Source organism: Vibrio sp. VGrn 2 (assembly GCF_009361695.1).
GTDB classification, from domain to species: domain Bacteria; phylum Pseudomonadota; class Gammaproteobacteria; order Enterobacterales; family Vibrionaceae; genus Vibrio; species Vibrio diabolicus.
Genome location: NZ_RBWD01000013.1, coordinates 21744 through 41500 on the forward strand (window position 1 = coordinate 21744; position 19757 = coordinate 41500).

Annotated in this window: 20 protein-coding genes and 2 pseudogenes; 12 read left to right on the forward strand and 10 right to left on the reverse strand. The window is 43.0% G+C overall.

What is annotated here, in order from left to right:
• Positions 1 to 87 precede the first annotated feature (87 nt).
• The 9 genes and pseudogenes from D8S93_RS19035 (at position 88) to D8S93_RS19080 (ending at position 5568) form a co-directional block, all read left to right on the forward strand.
• A complete protein-coding gene (locus tag D8S93_RS19035) occupies positions 88 to 657 on the forward strand; it encodes a hypothetical protein (protein WP_227484011.1) in 570 nt (189 codons plus the stop codon).
• A gap of 149 nt (positions 658 to 806) precedes the next feature.
• Positions 807 to 1352, forward strand: a complete 546-nt coding sequence (locus D8S93_RS19040) for a GNAT family N-acetyltransferase (RefSeq protein ID WP_152814829.1) — start codon at positions 807 to 809, stop codon at positions 1350 to 1352.
• A gap of 142 nt (positions 1353 to 1494) precedes the next feature.
• Positions 1495 to 2166: an alanine--tRNA ligase-related protein gene (locus tag D8S93_RS19045; protein WP_152814832.1), complete on the forward strand. Its 672-nt coding sequence runs from the start codon at positions 1495 to 1497 to the stop codon at positions 2164 to 2166.
• Between the two features lie 113 nt (positions 2167 to 2279).
• A complete protein-coding gene (locus D8S93_RS19050; RefSeq protein ID WP_104971813.1) occupies positions 2280 to 2567 on the forward strand; it encodes a putative quinol monooxygenase in 288 nt (95 codons plus the stop codon).
• A 136-nt stretch (positions 2568 to 2703) separates the two neighbouring features.
• A complete protein-coding gene (locus D8S93_RS19055) occupies positions 2704 to 3000 on the forward strand; it encodes an antibiotic biosynthesis monooxygenase family protein (RefSeq protein ID WP_104971812.1) in 297 nt (98 codons plus the stop codon).
• Positions 3001 to 3092: 92 nt separating this feature from the next.
• Complete coding sequence (locus tag D8S93_RS19060) at positions 3093 to 3698, forward strand: SDR family oxidoreductase (protein ID WP_104971811.1); 606 nt, start codon at positions 3093 to 3095, stop codon at positions 3696 to 3698.
• 97 nt (positions 3699 to 3795) lie between these two features.
• Positions 3796 to 4149, forward strand: coding sequence for a DUF1428 domain-containing protein (locus D8S93_RS19065; protein ID WP_152814836.1), 354 nt, complete (start codon positions 3796 to 3798; stop codon positions 4147 to 4149).
• A 307-nt stretch (positions 4150 to 4456) separates the two neighbouring features.
• Positions 4457 to 5084: pseudogene (locus tag D8S93_RS19075) on the forward strand (LysE family translocator).
• Between the two features lie 142 nt (positions 5085 to 5226).
• A complete protein-coding gene (locus D8S93_RS19080; protein ID WP_074191397.1) occupies positions 5227 to 5568 on the forward strand; it encodes a hypothetical protein in 342 nt (113 codons plus the stop codon).
• 55 nt (positions 5569 to 5623) lie between these two features.
• Here the strand turns inward: D8S93_RS19080 and D8S93_RS19085 are convergent, their stop codons facing one another.
• The 3 genes from D8S93_RS19085 to D8S93_RS19095 are packed head-to-tail and all read right to left on the reverse strand — an operon-like array spanning position 5624 to position 8071.
• Entirely contained in the window at positions 5624 to 6970 is a 1347-nt protein-coding gene (locus tag D8S93_RS19085) for an FUSC family protein (protein WP_152814839.1), read from the reverse strand.
• A 14-nt stretch (positions 6971 to 6984) separates the two neighbouring features.
• A complete protein-coding gene (locus D8S93_RS19090) occupies positions 6985 to 7848 on the reverse strand; it encodes an HlyD family secretion protein (protein ID WP_319803043.1) in 864 nt (287 codons plus the stop codon).
• 10 nt (positions 7849 to 7858) lie between these two features.
• Positions 7859 to 8071 carry a DUF1656 domain-containing protein gene (locus D8S93_RS19095; protein ID WP_012841753.1) on the reverse strand — a complete coding sequence of 71 codons (213 nt, stop codon included), beginning with the start codon at positions 8069 to 8071 and terminating at the stop codon, positions 7859 to 7861.
• A gap of 302 nt (positions 8072 to 8373) precedes the next feature.
• Between D8S93_RS19095 and D8S93_RS19100 the strand changes: the two genes are divergently transcribed.
• Positions 8374 to 9291, forward strand: coding sequence for a LysR family transcriptional regulator (locus D8S93_RS19100; RefSeq protein ID WP_152814842.1), 918 nt, complete (start codon positions 8374 to 8376; stop codon positions 9289 to 9291).
• A 218-nt stretch (positions 9292 to 9509) separates the two neighbouring features.
• Here the strand turns inward: D8S93_RS19100 and D8S93_RS19105 are convergent, their stop codons facing one another.
• The 7 genes and pseudogenes from D8S93_RS19105 to D8S93_RS19135 all read right to left on the reverse strand — a co-directional run bounded on the left by D8S93_RS19105 (position 9510) and on the right by D8S93_RS19135 (position 16909).
• On the reverse strand, positions 9510 to 10502 hold the full coding sequence (locus D8S93_RS19105; RefSeq protein WP_152814845.1) for a DUF2955 domain-containing protein: 993 nt from the start codon (positions 10500 to 10502) through the stop codon (positions 9510 to 9512).
• A pseudogene (locus D8S93_RS19110) lies at positions 10492 to 11555 on the reverse strand (HlyD family secretion protein). Before D8S93_RS19110 ends, D8S93_RS19105 begins: the two are co-directional and overlap by 11 nt.
• Before the next feature lie 259 nt (positions 11556 to 11814).
• A complete protein-coding gene (locus D8S93_RS19115) occupies positions 11815 to 12966 on the reverse strand; it encodes an ABC transporter permease (RefSeq protein WP_048626477.1) in 1152 nt (383 codons plus the stop codon).
• Positions 12963 to 14129 (reverse strand): ABC transporter permease, encoded by a 1167-nt coding sequence (locus D8S93_RS19120; protein WP_152814848.1) that lies wholly within the window; start codon positions 14127 to 14129, stop codon positions 12963 to 12965. Before D8S93_RS19120 ends, D8S93_RS19115 begins: the two co-directional genes overlap by 4 nt.
• A 22-nt stretch (positions 14130 to 14151) precedes the next feature.
• Positions 14152 to 15132 carry an HlyD family secretion protein gene (locus D8S93_RS19125; protein ID WP_152814851.1) on the reverse strand — a complete coding sequence of 327 codons (981 nt, stop codon included), beginning with the start codon at positions 15130 to 15132 and terminating at the stop codon, positions 14152 to 14154.
• A 3-nt stretch (positions 15133 to 15135) separates the two neighbouring features.
• A complete protein-coding gene (locus tag D8S93_RS19130) occupies positions 15136 to 16551 on the reverse strand; it encodes a TolC family protein (RefSeq protein ID WP_048626476.1) in 1416 nt (471 codons plus the stop codon).
• A 130-nt stretch (positions 16552 to 16681) separates the two neighbouring features.
• Positions 16682 to 16909, reverse strand: a complete 228-nt coding sequence (locus D8S93_RS19135) for a hypothetical protein (RefSeq protein WP_005377125.1) — start codon at positions 16907 to 16909, stop codon at positions 16682 to 16684.
• 477 nt (positions 16910 to 17386) lie between these two features.
• Between D8S93_RS19135 and D8S93_RS19140 the strand changes: the two genes are divergently transcribed.
• Both D8S93_RS19140 and D8S93_RS19145 read left to right on the forward strand, forming a co-directional pair.
• Positions 17387 to 19006 (forward strand): sensor histidine kinase, encoded by a 1620-nt coding sequence (locus tag D8S93_RS19140; protein ID WP_152814853.1) that lies wholly within the window; start codon positions 17387 to 17389, stop codon positions 19004 to 19006.
• Entirely contained in the window at positions 19003 to 19689 is a 687-nt protein-coding gene (locus tag D8S93_RS19145; RefSeq protein WP_053807992.1) for a response regulator, read from the forward strand. The genes D8S93_RS19140 and D8S93_RS19145 overlap by 4 nt, the downstream gene beginning before the upstream one ends.
• Positions 19690 to 19757: the final 68 nt, after the last annotated feature.

The following is a 19757-nucleotide window of genomic DNA, read 5'->3' on the forward strand; positions in this document are numbered from 1 at the left end:
TGTTTTCAGGGTGGAACAGCTTCGCTTAGGTGGTGGCGTTGCTCACACCTCAATTCGGTGTTAGGCAATCAGAATCAGTACGTAATTATGAATAAAGAGCATTCCGAAGCTTTCATCTTGGAGATTGATAAGGTTTTAGCCCCGAGTGGTTTCAAGTTTATCAAATCTAGAGGAGTATGGGAGCGCAAGGTGGGTAAGGTCGATGTCGAATGGTTTCACTTAAACTTTGGGCTTACTGTTTTGAACCCTTCCTTCGGGGTTAAATACAAAGATATAGAAAAGGTCTTACCTAGAGAAATGCGTTGTATTGGTGGTGTTTCTCGCATGTTGAGCAGTATCACTGGCAATTCATATACCGACGCAATTAGTCCTATAGCTTTCGCTTATATGGTAAAACAGTTACTACCTATTGAGTTAGAAAAACTAAGAGATAGAAAGCGGGTTATCGAGAGTTTAAAAAGCGAAGATGTAAAAGTCTGGCCTGTGTTCAGTTATTCCACTCGTATACGACTGCTTCCTTTGCTTCTAAGTAAAACTTCGCCAAATGAAGCAATAAAGTATATGGCCTATTTTGAGTCCGAACTTAGGACTCGTTATCAACTCATTCCAAACTATGATGCGTTCAAAGGTTACTTGTTGAAGCACTTGAAGGTCTAAAAATTGCTTCAATAGAGAATCGTGACACGTGGCGTTTTTACTATGCGTTGAGCTTATTAAAAAGTGTCATACGAGATCATTTGTATTACGTGTCTCACACTTTTATTGGATTTTCGTCACCAGTAACAAACCAAAAGGCTGGCTCCAAAATGTTAGTAACAAAGATTGAAATGGAACGATTAATTCTAAGAGAGCTAGTTGAAGATGATGCAAGCGAACTGTTTGGCATATTCTCAGACCATGAGGTCATGAAATATTGGAACACTGGCCCTTGGGTTTCAATTGAAGAAGCGCGGACATTTATAGCCAAGAGTGCACAGGCCATGAATAGCAATACAGAAGTGACACTAGGCATCTTCCTAAAGAGCAATGGCCAACTTCTAGGTAAGATAATGCTGTTTAATCACGTGAAAGAGTCTAGGCGCGCAGAAATTGGCTTTGGCGTGAGTCGTAATTTCTGGGGTAAAGGCATTGTATTAGAGGCGGGAACTGCATTAATCGAACACGCATTCAAAACACTGAATCTACGTCGAATCGAGGCTGAGATAGATCCAGACAATGCTTCTTCAGGTAAAGTCTTGGAACGGTTAGGTTTTATAAAGGAAGGTTTCCTAAGGCAGCGTTGGGAAGTGAATGGAGTAGTCTCAGACTCAGCAATTTACGGGTTGTTAGCTAAACCCCTGGACAGCGTTTAGTACCCGGCCTTAAAAGCATCTAATAGATCTAGCCTGCTCGTACTCAATACACAGCCTTACACTTGACGGCGAGGTTTCTTGAATTGACTTGGTGGTCACTGAATGTACTATCAAGGATAGGACTTACTGCAAGGATAGCAGCATGAGCGAGAAATTATTTTGGGTTAATCCCTACCAAACAGAACTTAACTCAAGAGTGACCAATGTAGATGGAAATAAGGTTGAATTGGACCAGACTATCTTCTTTGCGGAGTCTGGAGGCCAAGAGAGTGATAAAGGAACGATTAATGGTATTCCGGTTTTGATTGCTCAAAAGTTAGGTGTTCGACTTATTTACACATTGGAATCCTCTCCAAATTTTACTCTTGGTGACACTGTAACTACGTGTATTGATTGGAAGCGTAGATACGCCTTAATGAAGCTACACTTTGCTGCCGAAGTGGTGCTCGAGATGTTTTATCAGCGTTGGGAAGGCATTGTTAAGATAGGCGCGCATATTTCTGAAAATAAGAGCCGCATAGATTTCGAGTGGTCAGAAAATATTGGTCCGTTATTGAAAGAAATTGAAACTGATGTGCAAGATTTGATTAACTCTGATTCAGTTATTATTAGTGACTTTTCCGATCAAGAGAGTGAAAGAAGGTATTGGAGAGTGGATGGGTTTGCGCAAGTACCTTGCGGTGGCACTCGTTTAAAGCGCACATCAGAAGTCGGCCAAATTCAATTAAAACGCAAGAACATCGGTAAAGGCAAAGAAAGGGTTGAGATAACCTTATGCTCGCAAGTCGATAGGGCATTAGAAATAGATTCCTAACACGTGGCATTTCAATTCATGGTGAGATTCACATTTGCGATATGATGATTGAGATTGAGGGCGTGTTGGCTACTTCTTAACGAAACGCTACACGATAGGAGCGGGAGGATGATATGTCGAAGGTAGCATTGAAAGGCTTTATTTTAGTTCCGGAGAAGGATTTAGAGTTAGTAAAACATGAGTTAATAACTCACAAAAGGCTCACGCTAGAAGAGCCGGGCTGCCTTACTTTTCTTGTGACTCAAAGCCCGACTAATCCTTTTCGTTTTGATGTCTATGAGGAGTTCGTCGACAAAGCCTCTTTTAAACAACATCAGGAAAGAGTTCAAGCCTCACATTGGGGAAAAGTAACAGCCAATGTTAAACGTCAATACGAAATCTTTGAATGTGTGCATGACTAATCGCCTCTGAGTGATTTAGAGCGTTTACGCTTTGTTTTTCAGGTGATTCTTCTATGTTGCTTTATTCATCTATTAAGCTGGTTTAGGGAGCTTGATATTTTGCCGTATTAAATCTAGAAACTTTACTGGAAGTGTTATGTTTAGAGTTGTGTATGAATGGCGTGTGCCAAGTGAAAAAATGGATGAGTTTCAAAATATATGGCGTTCAACGACAGATTCAATTCATCAGTCAGTAGATGGGGCGTTTGGTAGTTTTATGCTTCGTTCTTATGATGTACCAGAAAAGGTTTTAACTATTGCCAAGTGGCGAACACGTGAAGACTGGGAGCGGTTTTGGGAAACTAGTAACCCAGAAAAAATGAAGAAGATGAGTGAAATTGCAGAGCGTATTTCAGTTGAACCATTCGATGAAATTGAAGATAGAACTAAGTAGGGTCAGAGACAAACAATAGAAACGTTAAAGTGATGCCTAATGCACAGTTTGGCGGACAATATGAAAGACAACCTTAACCAAGGAATAGGGTTATGCAGATTTTAATTGTTGGAGGTAGCAAGGGTCTAGGAAGGTTCTTGGCTACGAACTTACAGGGTACAGAAACTTATACTATTTCTAGATCAAAGCTAGTTGAGGATGGAGTAGCTTCTGTTCGTATTGATGTTAGTCCGGAGAAAAAACCAGATTACACGTGCTTCAAAGGTGTAAAGTTTGACATCATAGTTTATTTGGCGTCGATGTGGGGAGAGTCTTCAAAATTGACAACAAACGAACTGATTGAGTTTATGCATGTTGGCCCGATTGGGTATCTTAATTTAGTCAATGAGCTTAACGCTTTAGGTTCACTTAACGATAAATGCAATATTGTATCTATTGGCTCTACAGCAGAGCTTTCAGAAAGTAGTGAATACCCTGCATTCGCCCTCAGTAAAAGATTACTCAAAGATATTTCTAGCCAGCTGCAAAACGTTTATCGTGATTACCGCTTTACTCACTTTACAATAGGTGGGATCGGGCATGCTGAAGAGGAACGTATTGAGTATTCGAGTGTTTTGGAGATTATAAATATGCTAACCAAGCTTGATCCAAACACATACCTTTCAAATATGCATATAAAGTCCAAGCTAGGAATGTAGCTCTCAAGCTGTATTACGTACCTGCTTCTATGGTTTGGCATCATGTGCACTCTTTTTATTGAGCTATGGTTATAACTCTAATGAAAGGAGTTTACTTATGTCATACATTGATGGGTTTGTCGCTGCAGTACCGACAGCGAATAAAGAAAAGTATATCGCACACGCAAAAATTGCAGCAGAAATGTTTAGGGAGTTTGGGGCCTTAAAGGTTATTGAGACGTGGGGAAGTGAAGTACCAGACGGTGAGAGCACATCATTTCCCATGGCAGTTAAAGCTGAAAGCAACGAAACCGTTGTGTTTTCATGGGTAGTCTGGCCTTCAAAAGAAGTTCGAGACTCAGGGTGGCAGCGGATCATTGGGGATCCTCGAATGAGTCCAGACAATAACCCAATGCCCTTTGATGGAAAGCGTCTCATTTATGGTGGATTTGATGTTATTTTGGAGCAGTAAAATACCAGAGAGCCCCAGCTTGATTCGTGACACTTGGCGCGTTAATCAGGATTACGCTTCTGATGTCGATTAAATAGGGCATTCCGCGATAAGCGTTGATAAAACTCCATGTGGAGGCTTAGAGTAAAAATGGAAGGGATAAATTATTCACTGATTGTCGTATCAGCTATAGCTAGCCCCGGGCCTGCGATGGCAGGCACGTTAATGAACTACGGTCAACGCCTTGATAACCAACGGAAACCTAGACGTTGCATTACTTATAGTTCGATGAGATGTTATCCCGCAAGACGTTAATTTGGAGAAAAGAATGGATTCAAACTCACTATTATTATTTGTTGTCGCTTGTCTCGCTATCAACATGATTCCTGGACCTGATGTAATTTATATTGTTTCCAATACAATGAAAGGTAAATTATCTGCTGGGCTGAAAGCGGCTCTGGGGCTTGGTGTTGGTTACTTTTTTCATACACTAGCGGCATGTTTAGGTTTGTCAGCAATAATTCTGAGTTCATCTTTGGCTTTTAGCGTTGTTAAATGGTTAGGGGCCGCTTACCTAGTTTATTTAGGTGTTCAGTCATTACTGTCCATGTGGCGTGGAGAAAGTAAAATCGTTGAAAACAAAAACGTTGATAATAATAAAAATGTGTTTGTTCAGGGTATTATCGTCAGCGTTTTGAATCAAAAAAGTAGCGCTATTCTTTCTCTCGTTTCTGCCTCAATTTATTGATACGTCTGCAAGCTCAACATCAATGCAATTATTAGTACTTGGCTTGCTGTTCAGCGCACTTGCGACGACATGTAACGTTTTGTACGCATCTGTGGGTAATTGGGTATTTAGTCGTCCACACTCTCAGCGTTACTCTAGAACTCTTGAAGGTGTTTCAGGTATTCTGCTTATCAGTCTAGCGAGTAAAGTGGCATTCAGTGAGCGCTAGTGGGTGGAAATATTTGTATAAGAGAAAACCTCAACGCTTGAAATGAGCAATTCAACGTTGGGTTGCGTTTTTATGGCCAACAGCTTTTACTTGGTTTTGTTATTGGTAATACATAAGCGTAAATCAGCAACAAGGATGTGTAATGAAAAATAAGATGTGGATCTTCGCAATTATCTTGCTCATTGGTGGGCCTTCACTATTGCCATTTAGTCTGGAAGTTATTTCTATCATCGAGTTATTTGGGCTGTTAGGGTTGTGGACGGTTTATTCATCCTATGCTGAATATTTGATCAAGCATCCTCGGCTCAAAAGAGGCGCATCTTTAGCTACATGTTGGGATCTTCAACCTCAAATATTATTCTCACTTCGTGATATTAAAGTATTCCCACTGCTGATATTTCATATGTTTCCTGTTCAAAGTGTGTTGGTTTGGTCTTTAATTTTTACCTTTTCGGGCAGTGTTATTTGCCATTACGTAATTTGATCTAACCCATTGTTCAAAGCATTTCCTTATTAAGTTTAATTGCTTGTTTAAGCGGTTAGCGGGGATGAAACAGGTCATTAAATAACTTGGCGATCATCAAAATGAGCATGATGTTTACCAGCATGAGTAAAGGTGTTTCGATACGATACTCCGGGGTCAAGTTAAGTGCGCCTGAGGTTAATACCACCAATAAATTGACGCCTAAGACTCTATGGATCATCAGCTGTGGTGTAGAGAATACCTCCCAAATCAAAATAATATTGATGAAATAAAATAACCCTAGTTGCCAGAGCTCGGTCATCATTGGCATTAAGAAAATGAATTGCAGAAGGATTACCGTCCCCGTACCTATTACTCCAAAAAAAGCATCCTTAATAATACTCGGAGGCATGGTAGGAACGAGTGATGAGAATACACCGGCCAACATAGGGAAGATAAACCCACCTGGTACAGGGAGATAAATCCAAACCAATAACGAGGTGATAAACATCGATAGGCCTTGTAAAACCTTTCTGCGGTCTTCTTTCAAGTGCTGTATGAAAGTCCGATGTTCACGATGCCAAGATGTTTTCTGTTTCACTTGTTCTGTCAATAAGGTACGACCAATTAGATGCGTGGTTGGCTGAGCGATATCAAATAGCGTCAGGTTTTGAGCCACAGGTTTCCAGTCAATATCATCACAGTGAGGCTTTTCCACTTGTTCAAGTAATCGTTCTTGAATACGTTTCATCTCTTCGAGGCGCTGATGCCACAGTTTTCGATGTTCTTTGAGGTGGTAACTGCCCGTGAGCGGTAATCCCAGTAGTTGGCACATCTTCTCAATGTTTGTTGTGTTGGTTTCAAGCGCATCAATATCAACGTCATTTGGTTTGTCCATAGCTTTAAGCAACACCTCACGGCTGCTCTCAAAGCGTTGAATGAAATTCTCTTCAGTATTCACTGGCCAAACCAAACGATAAACAACGGAGAAGGTAATGATGCCAAGAATAGTTTCCTGCATTCGAAGTACTGCGAAATGGAACGTCACTTGACTATCAAACCCTCCCATACAAGCGATGATAGAGCACACAGCAAAGCCTATGGAGAACACATAACCGTACTTTTCGTCGCTCGACATGAAAATGCATACACCTAAAAATAGGGTAAAAAAAGTCAGGAACAAGAAGCGATCTTGAGAAAATGCTGTGATGAGGAAAAAGGCATAGCCGATGCCCAGTAGGGTTCCCACTAGGCGATTATGACCTTTGTTTATCGAGTGAGCGAAGCTTTCATTTAATGCCATTACCGCGACGGCGATCGCTGCCCAATAGGGTTTCTCCCATTGAAACCATAAGGCGAGGCAGATTGCGATAACGATAGACAGTGCAGCTTTTATTGCTTCTTTGGTTGAGGCATTAAACATACATTTCACCGCATTTATTGTTTGATGATTTTGATGGATGCCGTCATACCGACGCGTAGTTGAAAATCTTTTGGTAAGTTGTCTAATTTCACTTTAATTGGAATGCGTTGAGCTAAGCGTATCCACTGAAAGTTAGGGTTCACATTAGGCAGAAGGTCGTTACCTGTACTACCGTCTTGCTTCGCGATGCCGTAACCAATGCTCTTGATTTTGCCTTCTAGCACCATTTCGTCGTGCATCATTAAGGTTACGTATGCTTTATCTTGTGGATCAACACCAACTAAATCCGTTTCTTTGAAATAGCCTTCGATCCAAAAGCTGTCTTCATCAATTAATGCTACAACTGGTGAGTTTGCGACAACTTGGGAGCCGGTGCGCAGATTAAAATTGGTGATGTAACCATTCGTTGGAGCGTACACCTTGGTGTAATCAAGGTTCAGTTTTGCTTCTTCGACGTTTGCTTTCGCCAGCTCCACGTTTGCGATTGCTGTCTCTACGGCGTTGTTCAAATTGTTCAACGTCAGCACAGGTACCGCGCCAGGTGTACGCTTTTCTAGTTCCAGTGCACGTTGTTCTTCATTTTTGGCTTTCGCTAACAACGCAATGGCTTGCTTTTGAGCCGCCTGGGCTTTGTGGTAAGACGCTTTATAAATGCTTGGGTCAATCTCAAACAGTAAGTCGCCCGCATTAACTTGGGAGTTGTCTTCAACATATACCTTGATGACTTGCCCGGTTACACGGGGCGTTATAGACACAATGTACGCGCTGACATGACCATCTCTAGTCCAAGGATTGTTTGAGTATGATTGGTAGTAACTGAAAATCACAGTGCCAGCGGAACACAGTAATAAAAATGTGATTAGATAACGTTTTATCACGGAATTTGCCTCAAAAGATGGTTATGAATCGACCAATAACGCCAGTAAAAATCACAATTAGGCTCAGCTCAGCAAGTGCTGGAAACGCAACGTATTTGTGTACCCCTAATTTTGTTGCAACGGTTCCAACCAAAATGGTGAGAATGTAAGCCAATGCAATAACCAGCAACAAGGGTGGGAAGTAAACTTCACCCCACACAAGCTCATGTGGCATTGAGTTCATGGTGCTTTTCTCTATTTATTTGATGAATGCAAAGATAAGAGAAATCCTACAAATGTAATAATCGCTTTTGTAGGATCAAATCCATCAATGTATTTTTTTAGAGAGTTCGTAATGAGTTACGTCTAATGTCGAACGTGCTTTAAGGGGAGTGTGAGTGCGATAAGTTTTCGCATTTACGTGCGGAATAACTACGTATCTAATGATGAAGATAAAAGCCTCGGGTTAACCGTCGCTCTTTCGAGCTAGCATTCTCAATAACTTGTGATAGTTTAGCCATGTAGCCCTGAGATATAAGAAAACCTATGAATTTTAGTCTTGAACAACTATTGGCATTCGTTGCTGTTTACGAGGAGCTTTCGTTTAGCAAGGCTGCTGTAAAATTGAATAAGCATAGAACAACCATCGGGCAGGTTATTACGAATTTAGAAGATTTACTTGCTGTGAGCTTGTTTAATCGGGTTGGCCGTTCCGTAGAACCCACTGAAGATGCTCGCCTTCTTTACCACTATGCAAAGCAAACAATTGAACAGGCCCGTACGTTCGACAAAGTCGCATTGAGCCTTGCTCATGGTGGCTTAGAGAGTGTCAGCATTGCCTATTCTAGTGCCATCCCACATCGTTTGCTGGTGTTACTTCGTGTTCAATTAGCGGCAGATTTTCCGATGATGCGAGTTAACTTTTTTGTTCGTAACCGTAACGAGATCAAAGAAGGTTTAGCGACTGGTGAGTACCAGTTCGGTATTGTCAATGTGCATGATAGCCGTGCAATACACAGTCTAGACTCGACGTTTTTAGGTCACTTTGAATTTGTTCCCTTTGTCCAGAAAGGTGGTGAACTGGCTTCTATGGCACCCGACCGAGTGTTAACTGCGTTGAGGAATAGCAAGCAATTTGTGTTGCGATCTTTCATTGAAGAAGGAATGGGTGAAAAAGTTATCGTCAGTTCGAATCATGAAGAAGTCGATCAGTTGGCTCTTGTTGTAAAAATGGTTGAAGCTGGGCTAGGGTGGACGATTCTTCCTGGAACGCTGGCTCATTCGGAATTTTCTAATAATGATATAGAGCCCGTTGAAGTCTGTGAATTACTAGAAGGCTTTAAGTTTGGTTTTGGCCTTTGGTGTCAACCCTCTAAGCAAATAGGGGATGTAAAAGACTCTATCATGAGGGTTGTTACGGCGTATCGGGAGAAGCTAATCCGTGATTTTAAAGCGACGCCATAACCGTATTCATCCAGACCACATTTATAAACAAGACTCAATTCGAGTCTTGTTTTGTGCTTGAAAAATTCTTCTCTTCTGATTGGACGTTAATGTTTATTGGGAGGGACTAACCTTCTGTATGTGATTATAAAATCGATGCTTTTTTACTTATTCAAGCTTCGTTCAATGAGAAAGCTCATATCGCTCAGCCGCTTTAGTTTAAGAAAGAGAGGCTGCAGTTATTTCACCTCTTGCTCTGATCTAAATAAATTGAGAACCAGTACCCCTAGAACTATAGCGATAGAAATAGAGACGAATCGAGTCATTTGAGCAGAAAATGATTCGATGCCCGTATTGTTAATAATCTGGTAAGTTAGCACAGTGAAGTTAGTAAAAAGCAATTGATAGATGGTTAAGTGTGTCTGTCGACGTATTGCAAAACACGCTAGTTGCAGGCCACAAAAGATGGTAACGCCAAGTACAACGTAAGTAGGTGCACCTGTGGCTACTGCGAGCATGCATGGAATAGTAAACAAGATCCCTAGGCTTGTAGTGATAATTCGATACCGCCCAAAGGAATGACTGTCTTGATTAACTGGGTGCTTAATCATGCTGCCAAATGTTATTGCGATCAATAGCGTTTGAGAGCTTCCAGATGATATTAGCGCGTACAAAACAACACACAATGCGGTTGCTTTAAAGACGATAAGCCCGATATGTTCGTCTGCACCATCAAGAGTGGTTTGGTCTGGTTGTATATCTTTTTCGTCCCCAGGGAATAGCCAAAAGCTAATATATGTGGCAACCAACGCAACAATGAAACTAGTAAATAAGACCCATGGCAATCCCTCAAGCGGCAACCCCATTTGTTGGCTTGTGACCACGATAATCAATACAACAATCAAAGTGAGTGTTGAAACGATGTCTTTTGGATCGCGATGACTTCGGTAATAACCCCAACAGAGAAGTGACCAAGTAAACAGTAAGAAGCCACTAGGAGAGCTCATGAGCGCTCCTGCTAAAGTTACGATGCCAAAGCTGAGAAGTGAGAGTATTACCAGCAATTTCACCATCATGTTGAACGGGGGCTTAGATGGCATCAGAGTTAGAAAAATCACAACGAATATTGGCGCGATAAAGGGAGTAGGCGCACCTGAATACTGTAAGTAAAACAGTAAAAGAATCGGAGTGAAAACCAATCTAATGATTGGATTTGCTGAACTATGAAACATAAGTCCAGATACTCAACACTCTCATCCAGAGAGACGCCAGCCACTCTCCAAAGGTACTTTGCTCAGTTAAAAAGGCGACCGTTGCTTTCGAACCATAACGTACGTTTTCGGGAATATCTCCGCCTTCAAAAACAATATTTACAGGATAGCGCTGTGCGTTTAAGGAATTATTGTCTGCAACCAAAAAGCCAGTTGTCGGATCGACGTCGTTACTGCCACCAGTGCCCCAACCAATGCTTTCTACTCGCCCTTGAAACACTCTGCCAGGTAAAGCATCCAACACAATCTTTGTTTTTTGTCCCGCACGAACATGCTCGAGTGAGTTTTCGCGAACAAGCGCTGATACCCATACGCCTCTCGGATCAATGAAAGTGACAAGAGGTGAGCCAGTCGTCGCTTTTTGCCCAACAGTGAGTTGTAAGTTAGAAACGATCCCCTTTGATGGAGCAATCACTTTCGTTCGCTGTAAGTCGAGTTGCGCTTTTTCTAGATTTGCTATAGCTGCGAGAATCTGGGGATTATCTTGCCCTTCGGGACCAAGATTATGCTTGGCTTGAGCTAAGGACGCTTCTGCTGCCTCTAATGTGGCTTGAGCTCGTGCTTTAGCTTCGATGGCGTTGTCTAGCTCAGATTTACTCAATACCCCTTTTGCGGCGAGCTCGGTTACGCGAGCTGCTTGTTCTCTTGCGTTGTCACGAGCTGCGAGTGATTCAATGACCTTAGCTTGTGCCACTTCAACAGCCGCGGTATTGGCTCCAATGTTTTGGCCAGCAATGGCTAAGTTTGCTTCGGCTGAACGCAGATTAATTTGATAATCTCTTGGATCAATTTCGAAAAGCACATCACCAGCATTGACGACTTGATTATTGCGAACATGGATTTCAGTTAGGTTCCCCGAAACCTCTGGAGTAATGCGGACAAGATAAGAATGAATCCGAGCGGTGCCAGTGATTGGTGTTACTCGATCAGCCCACAAGCTATATAGCCAAACCACAAAACGAGGCCAATAATAATAAAGCTTAACTTTCTGGAAGATGATTCCGCTTTAGACATCCAATTCTCTCTTGTTACAATACGTTAGGTAAGCAATGTTACAACATGTGACATAAACAATGCTTCCAAAAAATCAACTATTTGTCGATAAGGTTATAGGATTGTTCCGAAGGTGCCATTTAGAGAGACTGAAGCATGCTAAACGAACTTTCCAATCACATTGGCTAATATCGCCAATAAAAAAGGGGCGAAATGTCGCCCCTCAGCTCGTCCATCAGGTTTTTGATTTGTGATTATCTCTTTGAGCTGTAGAGAGAAATCAACTTAGACTTTCTGTTACAACTGGCTTGTTATTTCGTTTAGCAATCCAGTACGCAACGCTACCCCAAAGCACGGTTAATGACCAAAGTGCTGTCCAATGTTGTGCGACTTGTTGCCAGGTTGCCCCCATTTGGTTTAGCGCTAAGAAAGCTTTGATCGCCCAAGTACTTGGGCTTAAATCAGCAATCCATAGTAGGGGAGCAGGAATAGCTTCAACTGGCCAAATAAAGCCAGCCAAGAAAATGAGCGGCATAGAGCTCACGAGGACGACTAAGGTGACCAGTTCACGCCTAGGTAGTAAGTAACCTAGCCAGAAGCCTAGTCCGCAACAACCTAAAAAAAACGGGAACAACATGGTCAGTAGTTCGCCCGCGTTGGCGATATGGTTTACGCTTAAACGTTCAAAGCTAAAACCAAAATAATAGGCGCCGAGTAAATAATAAATTGCCACAAATACTAACGTTCTCACAAGCAGCAGCGATCCCGTTGATACTTGTGACCAATAACCACGACCATGACGCTGTGTTCCCGTTTGTAATCCAACCGCCATGATCAACGTTTGTTGTAAAATCAGAACAAATACTGCTGGCACTACGTATTCGATGTAACCCATGGTTGGGTTGAACGTCGGTTTCATATTAAGCTTAATAGCAGAGTAATTATGGCTAGCCATACTCATGGGCACACCATCTATCACCATTTTACTGACTTTCACTTGGGCCCCTAATGTGCCTCCTGCTTGGGCCAATCCTTCTACCACGGTTCCGTACACGAGAAAATACGAGGCGTCCGCAGCGTAGGCCAGAGTCGGGCTTTTACCTAGCATTAGGTCTTTGTAAAAGTGTTCCGGTATGACTAAAAAACCGGTGATCTCTCGTTGTAAAAATGCTTGCTTTGCATCGGCAATCGTGTGAAGTCGAGTAACTACGTTGACTTGTGGAGTGGCATCAACCATACGTTCCAGCTTTAAACTCGTCTGACTACCATCTAAATTAACAATCGCGATTGGTTGTTCACGAGGCGTTTGTTGTGCATAAGGCAAAGGGTATAAAAACGAGTAAAATACGACACCACCAAACACGGTCAACGTAACGACTGGATTGGTTAGTACGGCCTTCAGTTCCGCTTTAATCAGTTGCCACAATGTCATACCGCCTCCTTCGCTTGGCGTGTTGATGAAGCTGTTCGATGTTTACCCATCAAGGCTGCGGTAATGAGTAGGGGCACAACGTAGCCAATCATAGGCCATAGCGAGCTTAAAGATTGTGCGGCCGATGCTGCATAGCTTGCTTGACTCATTTGTACTTCAATGTAATGGGTAATCGGCAATAATGAACGCCATGCATAAGCGAGCGTGTTCATGTCAGAAACTGGGAATGTAATTCCCATGAACGCGAAACTTGGAGCCGTAAATGCGCCAGCAAAACTCATCGCACGTGCAGGATCCATCGACAAGAAGAAGAACAACGCTCCCATAATGATACAGGCGATAACCGTCACCAATTGTGCTAATAGCATAACCACAAAACTGCCTTCCATTGGCCAATCAAGCACGGAATAAAACCAGTGCAAGAACAACGCACCTTGCGCCATAAAGACCGGAATGTACTGACTTAATAGGGTAGTGAGCCTGGCGTATGGCTTTTCGCCCAAAAATGGAAAGCCATTCTTTCCACCATAAATGCGAAAGTGCGCGGTAAGAATCAAGATAGTGCTTACTACAATACATATTTGCCAAATGGCTGGCACGATAGCCGTTACCAAAAATTGTGCGTAGTTATTGTTACGGTTAAATAATGCGGTTATTTGTGTCGATACGGGTACAGCCTGACCAGCCGCTGCTAACGTTGTGGTGTTACCCTTAGCTAAGTTGCTCATTACTTCAACCTGAGCGTCGAAATAGCCTTGTGCTTGCGCAACGGCAGAGTTGATCAGTTTCGCAACCAAAATGTACTGACTGTTGTAAAAGACAGAAAGTTGAGGTTGGCGGTGTTGGAGAATATCTTGGTCGAACTTAGATGGGATGACCGCGTAAGCGTAGATATCGCCTTCAATCATCGCATTTTTTGCTTCGCTTGCACTGGTGTAGTGATAATTAACAGCCAGACTCGACGACGCATCCAAAGATTGAATGAGCTTTCGAGAAAGTTGGGAATGTTGTAGATCAACCACACCGATTGGCAGATCCCGGGCAATGCCCGCAGAGAACACTCCCCAAATCATCATCGCGAGCAAAATCGGTATCCAAGTAAGGCACGAAAGCAACCACTTGTCTCGTCGTAAGATATGCCGCTGTGAAATCTTAATCGTCATAGCATTAACCTAGTGGTTGTGATTAAAGTTCAACGACAACACTCATTCCCATACGCAGTTCAGGTTCGGGTTGAGCTGGACGAGCTTCTACTTCAAAGGTACGAAGATCAAAACCTTGAGAAGCATCGGTTGCTCTCCACGTTGCAAAGTCACCCATAACGGCAACATGCGTTACTTTGAACTCAACATTTTTATTTAAGGCAGGCAAATAGGCATCAAAGGTTGCTCCTTTTTTAAAGTGTTGAAGGTAATCTTCACGCACATTCAGTGTCGCCCAGGCATCTTCTGTATCTATCACAGTAACAACCGGGAAGCCCTGAGGTGCTAATTCACCACTTTGAAGTAGAACTTGAGAGACTTCGCCGTCGAACCAGCTGTAGATCTGAGTATCTTTCGCGTACGCTTCTACTTCGGCTACCGCACCTGATGCCATGCGCGCTTTTTCCGCCGCAGCCACTTTGGTTTCACTTCTGGCGCCTTCTTTTGCCATTTCGTACATTTGAAACGCGGCACTTTCAGTGTATTTCGCTGCTTGCCATTGCGTTAAAGCTTCATCGCGCTTTTGTTCTGCAACCACGCCATCGTTATAGAGGTTATTCACGCGATTGTAGGTTTTTTCCATTAAATTCGCGGCGGCTTTGGCTTTCATCCACTGATCTTTTGCTGCTTGGATTTGTTGCTCACGTGCGCCTTTCTCTGCTTCTTGAGCTAAGGCGTCCGCCGCTTTTTCACCTGCTTTTGCTTGTTCTAACTTCGCTTCAATTTCAGGACTATGAAGGGTAAAAATAAGCTGGCCTTTCTCTACATCGTCGCCTTTACGGACCATGACCTCGTCAATACGGCCTGGAACTTTTGAGGAAATGCTGTACTGCTGGGCTTCAATCAATCCTTGTAAGCGGATCGGTTCTGGTTGATAGGCTTGGTAAAATTGGTAGCCAACCCAAGAGACAACACCCAAAGCACAAAGTGAGAGTAAAACGGGTTTTAGTGATTTAGCTTCCATGATTTATTTCACCTCTTTGGATGTTGAAGCAGGGATATAAGCGGTATTTTGATATTGTTCGAAGCTGTTCATTTCACTGCTCAATGCGAGTAGCTTGGTTAAAGATATTAAATAGCGGAAACGCGCCGCTGAACGTTGTGTTTCTATACTTGCGACATAAAGTTGGGCATCTACAACATCCAGAGAAGACGACAGACCCTGAGTAAATGCTTTTTCACGCAAGCGCAGGTTTTCGTTAGCAAGTTCAATGCTAGATTCGAGCCCTTGTACTTCATCAATGGCTTGCTGAGCCTCCAAGTATGTCTTTTGGACTAGCAGCGATAAATCTTGTTTGGCTTGGGATTTTAATGAGTCGACCTGTGAGACGACACTTTGAGCTGCTTTGACTTTTTCGCTTCGCCCTGTTGATTCAATCAGTGGAATGCTGACACCGACACCAACTAACCAGTCAGGCTTCATTTGGCTTGCGAGAGAGTCGTCTTCATACAAGCTGTAGTCTCCGTAAAGGTAAACTTCAGGATAGTATTTCCCTTTTTCTGCTTTGATTAAGCTAGAGGCTTGTTTGTGTTTAGCGCTCAGAAGGTCTAACCCCGGATAGGTAAGCAACGTTTGATCGACAAAAGCGGTAAGAGGGGGAAGACTGTCGTTGATAAACAAAGATTCCGCGGGCTCTACGGCATCATCTTGTGCGAGTAATTTACCTAATGCGGCCTGAGCGATACTCAAATCGCTAGCGGCTTTACGTGTTTCTACTGATGCTTTATCTAGAGAAGCCTCGGCTTGCAGGCGCTCAACGTGTGCGATTTGTCCTTGCTCTTCAAGCTTAATGGCAAAATCTCTATGCTTTTTTAGTCCAGCTTCAACCGCTTGCCGCGTTGCGAGTACTTCCTTTGCCAGCACGACAGAAAAGTAGTACTTCGACAAATCTTCAAAGCGCGCTTGTTGTTCCATTAGAAGCTGGCTTTTAGCCTCATCTGTTTTGCCTTCTGCTGCTGATTGAGCCGCAGAAATACGACCACCAGTAAAAATTGGCCAAATGGCACGAATAGACGAAGAGAAAATATCGCGCTCGGTTATGGTCGAAGTAGTATTAGCTAAGGCACCAAAAATAGGTTGAAAAGCAGGAGGTACGTTAATGTGTGCTCCTGTGCTGTCTAGGATCTGTTTTCCTGACAGCGTGATATCGGTATCTAAACGCGTGTAATTCGCGCCAATGGTAACCTGAGGTAAGTTGAGATTGCTGGTGGCACTCTCTTGGTATTGGTAATTCTCGACGTTTGAGCGTTGAGCTTTAAGAGAATAGTTGTTTTCTAGCAATAGCTGCCATGCGGTATCAAAAGTGATCGGTGCCGCATGACAGGCAAGGGAAATCGAGCTGCTAAGTAAGCCCAGTATCCAAAACTTTCCTGTTTTTTTCATAATGGCTGCTTTGTCGTAGAGTATAAGCTCTAATATAAAGGATTCGTAACTAGGTGTTAAGTAGGAGGGGAAATTGGATAGTAGTATGCGCCCAGTTATGTTTGTGCTGGGCGCGGGAGATGTTACAAGTTTACTTCGTATATGGACAGTGAAACTCTGCTCTCCACTCAAGCTGACGAGAACCTCGCATCGTATTCAATAGGTCTTTTCCACTCATTTGAGGGAACGATAACAGGACCTTGAGATCAGAAGTACCGCCTCCGTTTTTTTCATAAGCCCTGACGTGTGTAAACGTTGAATACATATTCTCTGACAGCATGGCCTTATTCAGGCATATTCCAAAGGTATCGCGTTCCATGTTTGGTGTTCCTTCTAACTATAAATGCACCTCTGTTTATAGTTTTCCAGTTTTCAGATGGTGTCTAAGTGTTTGTCATATAGTCAGTATTTGTGTTTTGTTTTATTTTTTTCCAAATCACTGACATCAATGTTGAGCTTTTAATAGACTTCCAGCTTCACTGCTTTCTAACCGAAACTCTCAATGGTTTCGTTGATTAAAAATTATACGTTGGAAAGTCTAAAAACGCCTCAAAAACCGCTAAAATCGATGTGATCACGATCATGTTTTAAAGGGCAATTTATGTATGGAATTGAGTATCAGAGAGGAATGCTAAATTTGGTGAATGGTTGTAATTTTATGTTTCAGCTCGTCGATTAATTAACCGTAAACTCTGCGGTTTGCTTGTCTTCCTCACAGATTTATCACCGCAACAAAGCCATGCTGTTAACTGAGTGTTAACGTAATCGCTTGGGAGTGAGTCATAAGGATGTATCAATGAGTTGGAAAACGATCAGCTTTCGTAAGCGAATGCTCATTATTATGACGCTATCGGGGTTGATAGAGCTTCTATTGCTTGTCGCTGCAGGATTCACTTATCTCAAAATCAATCAAGAGCAAGAAATGGGAGAAAAAGCACTGGGTGTTGCCCGTTTTTTAGCAGACTCCGCCGTTGTTCGCGAAATGGTCGCAACCCAAAATCCCCAGCCATACCAACTTCGTTTCCGAGAATTAACCGAAGCCATCGGTGCTGCATTCATCGTTATTGGCGACCATGAGGGAGTGCGCTTAATTCACCCCGTTGATGAGCGGTTGGGTAAGCCAATGAGAGGTGGCGACAATCGTCGAGCGCTAGAGCAGGGATTGTCTTATGTTTCGACGGCACAGGGGTCGTTAGGTTATTCAGTTCGTGGTAAAGCTGCGATTTTTGACGAGCAAGGGAACATAATTGGTGTGGTTTCGGTTGGCTATTTGCTCGACCGGCTGCAAGACCGCATCGAACCATTTTTGGCCTTTTTGATTTTTATGGTCATCGTAGTTGTCGTCGCTAATGCCATTGTATCCAATTATGCGTCGAGAAAGTTTCAGCGCGCCATTTTGGGGTTCGAGCCTGAAGAGATAGGGCGGTTGTACGGCGAATTAGAAGTGACGATGAGTACCATTAAAGAAGGCGTGTTAAGTATTGATGCCCAAGGGATACTTCGCTCGATCAATCGTAGCGCCTGTCAGATTCTCGGTATTGATAGAGAGGCAGCTCTTAATAAACCGTTGACTGAGACGTTACGCGATAGTGACTTATATACGGTGTTGGAAACCGGACAGGAAGATCATGATATTGAGATATTCCTTAATCATAAACGTCTGATCGCAAACCGTTCGCCAATTTATGTGGATGGAAAAATAGTGGGGGCAGTATCGAGTTTCCGTTTAAGGGATGAAATCAACGACCTAACCGAGCAGTTATCACAAACCAAAGAATATGCAGATTTATTACGTTCGCAAACCCATGAGCATCGAAATAAGCTCAACACCATTAGCGGGTTAGTTCAGATGGGTGAGCTGGATGCAGTACAAAAGTTAATTGGGCAAGAAACCGCACACTATCAAGCGATGATCGAATTTTTAAGAGACACCGTTAAAGACCCGTTAATTGCTGGTATGTTGCTCGGAAAAACAGAACGTGCTCGCGAGTTAGGCTTACAGCTGGTGGTTGAAGAAGGCAGTCGTTTGGAGCCTCTGCCTGAGTGGCTAAATTCGGAAGACCTTGTCACCATTCTGGGCAACTTAATTGATAACGCTTTCGACGCAACGTTAACCTCGATTCGTGATGAATCGAATGTCGCATCGGAGCGCAGAAATATTGATGTGTCAGTGAGCGATTACGGAAATGAAGTGATACTTGAGGTGATAGATCAAGGCTGTGGTTTACCAAGCGATATAGAGCCGCAGGCGCTATTTAAAAAAGGGGTGTCGACGAAATCTCGTCAAAATCGGGGGGTAGGATTGCATCTTGTCAACCAGTTGGCTACTCGATATCACGGCCATGTTGAGATGATGCCCAACACAAATTATGGAACAAGAATAACGGTGTATTTACCCAAGGAAGAACAATTATGAGTATGGCGACTCGCGTAATGATCATTGAAGATGATCTGGCTATTGCTGAGCTGCACCACAAATACTTGAGCCAATTGGCAGGTTTGGAAGTGGTCGGCATTGCGACCACGAGAATAGAAGCGGAAATGCAACTCGATATTCTTAAGCCAGACCTCTTGTTGATGGATGTATACCTTCCTGATGGAACAGGGCTTGAGATACTCAATACATTACGTGCGAACAACCAAACGTGTGATGTCATTTTGATTACCGCGGCAAGGGATGTCGATACGCTACAACAGGCAATGAGAGGTGGCGTTGTCGATTACCTGCTAAAACCAGTGATGTTTCCACGCTTAGATGCCGCACTGAAAAAGTATGTGTCCCAACGCCAACAACTAGACATCGTAGAGAGTTTGGATCAGAACCTGGTTGATAAAATGCTGCAGTCTCACGCCAATCAAGACAACTTGCCGAACCGATTACCAAAAGGGATTGATGGTGTAACCTTAGACAAGATCAGAGAGTTGTTCCCAAATGGTAGTGTGCTGACCGCTGATGAGGCAGGCGAAAAGATCGGTGCGAGCCGAACAACGGCAAGGCGCTATTTGGAGTATCTGATCAGCACTGGTGAACTAGAGGCTGATTTAAACTATGGGTCGGTAGGTAGGCCGGAAAGGTGCTATAAAAAAGTGACACGGTAGCGTTTATATTGATGCTCTATGCAAAATAAAAAGCGATGGCTTGTTGTAGAAACCATCGCTTTACAAAT

Coding starts and splice junctions, on each gene's coding strand:
- D8S93_RS19135 (WP_005377125.1), bottom strand. CDS start 16,909: ATGGAACGCGATACCTTTGGAATATGCCTGAATAAGGCCATGCTGTCA.
- D8S93_RS19105 (WP_152814845.1), bottom strand. CDS start 10,502: ATGTTTCATAGTTCAGCAAATCCAATCATTAGATTGGTTTTCACTCCG.
- D8S93_RS19045 (WP_152814832.1), top strand. CDS start 1,495: ATGAGCGAGAAATTATTTTGGGTTAATCCCTACCAAACAGAACTTAAC.
- D8S93_RS19035 (WP_227484011.1), top strand. CDS start 88: ATGAATAAAGAGCATTCCGAAGCTTTCATCTTGGAGATTGATAAGGTT.
- D8S93_RS19120 (WP_152814848.1), bottom strand. CDS start 14,129: ATGACGATTAAGATTTCACAGCGGCATATCTTACGACGAGACAAGTGG.
- D8S93_RS19085 (WP_152814839.1), bottom strand. CDS start 6,970: ATGTTTAATGCCTCAACCAAAGAAGCAATAAAAGCTGCACTGTCTATC.
- D8S93_RS19080 (WP_074191397.1), top strand. CDS start 5,227: ATGAAAAATAAGATGTGGATCTTCGCAATTATCTTGCTCATTGGTGGG.
- D8S93_RS19130 (WP_048626476.1), bottom strand. CDS start 16,551: ATGAAAAAAACAGGAAAGTTTTGGATACTGGGCTTACTTAGCAGCTCG.
- D8S93_RS19140 (WP_152814853.1), top strand. CDS start 17,387: ATGAGTTGGAAAACGATCAGCTTTCGTAAGCGAATGCTCATTATTATG.
- D8S93_RS19115 (WP_048626477.1), bottom strand. CDS start 12,966: ATGACATTGTGGCAACTGATTAAAGCGGAACTGAAGGCCGTACTAACC.
- D8S93_RS19095 (WP_012841753.1), bottom strand. CDS start 8,071: ATGAACTCAATGCCACATGAGCTTGTGTGGGGTGAAGTTTACTTCCCA.
- D8S93_RS19125 (WP_152814851.1), bottom strand. CDS start 15,132: ATGGAAGCTAAATCACTAAAACCCGTTTTACTCTCACTTTGTGCTTTG.
- D8S93_RS19055 (WP_104971812.1), top strand. CDS start 2,704: ATGTTTAGAGTTGTGTATGAATGGCGTGTGCCAAGTGAAAAAATGGAT.
- D8S93_RS19060 (WP_104971811.1), top strand. CDS start 3,093: ATGCAGATTTTAATTGTTGGAGGTAGCAAGGGTCTAGGAAGGTTCTTG.
- D8S93_RS19050 (WP_104971813.1), top strand. CDS start 2,280: ATGTCGAAGGTAGCATTGAAAGGCTTTATTTTAGTTCCGGAGAAGGAT.
- D8S93_RS19145 (WP_053807992.1), top strand. CDS start 19,003: ATGAGTATGGCGACTCGCGTAATGATCATTGAAGATGATCTGGCTATT.
- D8S93_RS19100 (WP_152814842.1), top strand. CDS start 8,374: ATGAATTTTAGTCTTGAACAACTATTGGCATTCGTTGCTGTTTACGAG.
- D8S93_RS19065 (WP_152814836.1), top strand. CDS start 3,796: ATGTCATACATTGATGGGTTTGTCGCTGCAGTACCGACAGCGAATAAA.
- D8S93_RS19040 (WP_152814829.1), top strand. CDS start 807: ATGTTAGTAACAAAGATTGAAATGGAACGATTAATTCTAAGAGAGCTA.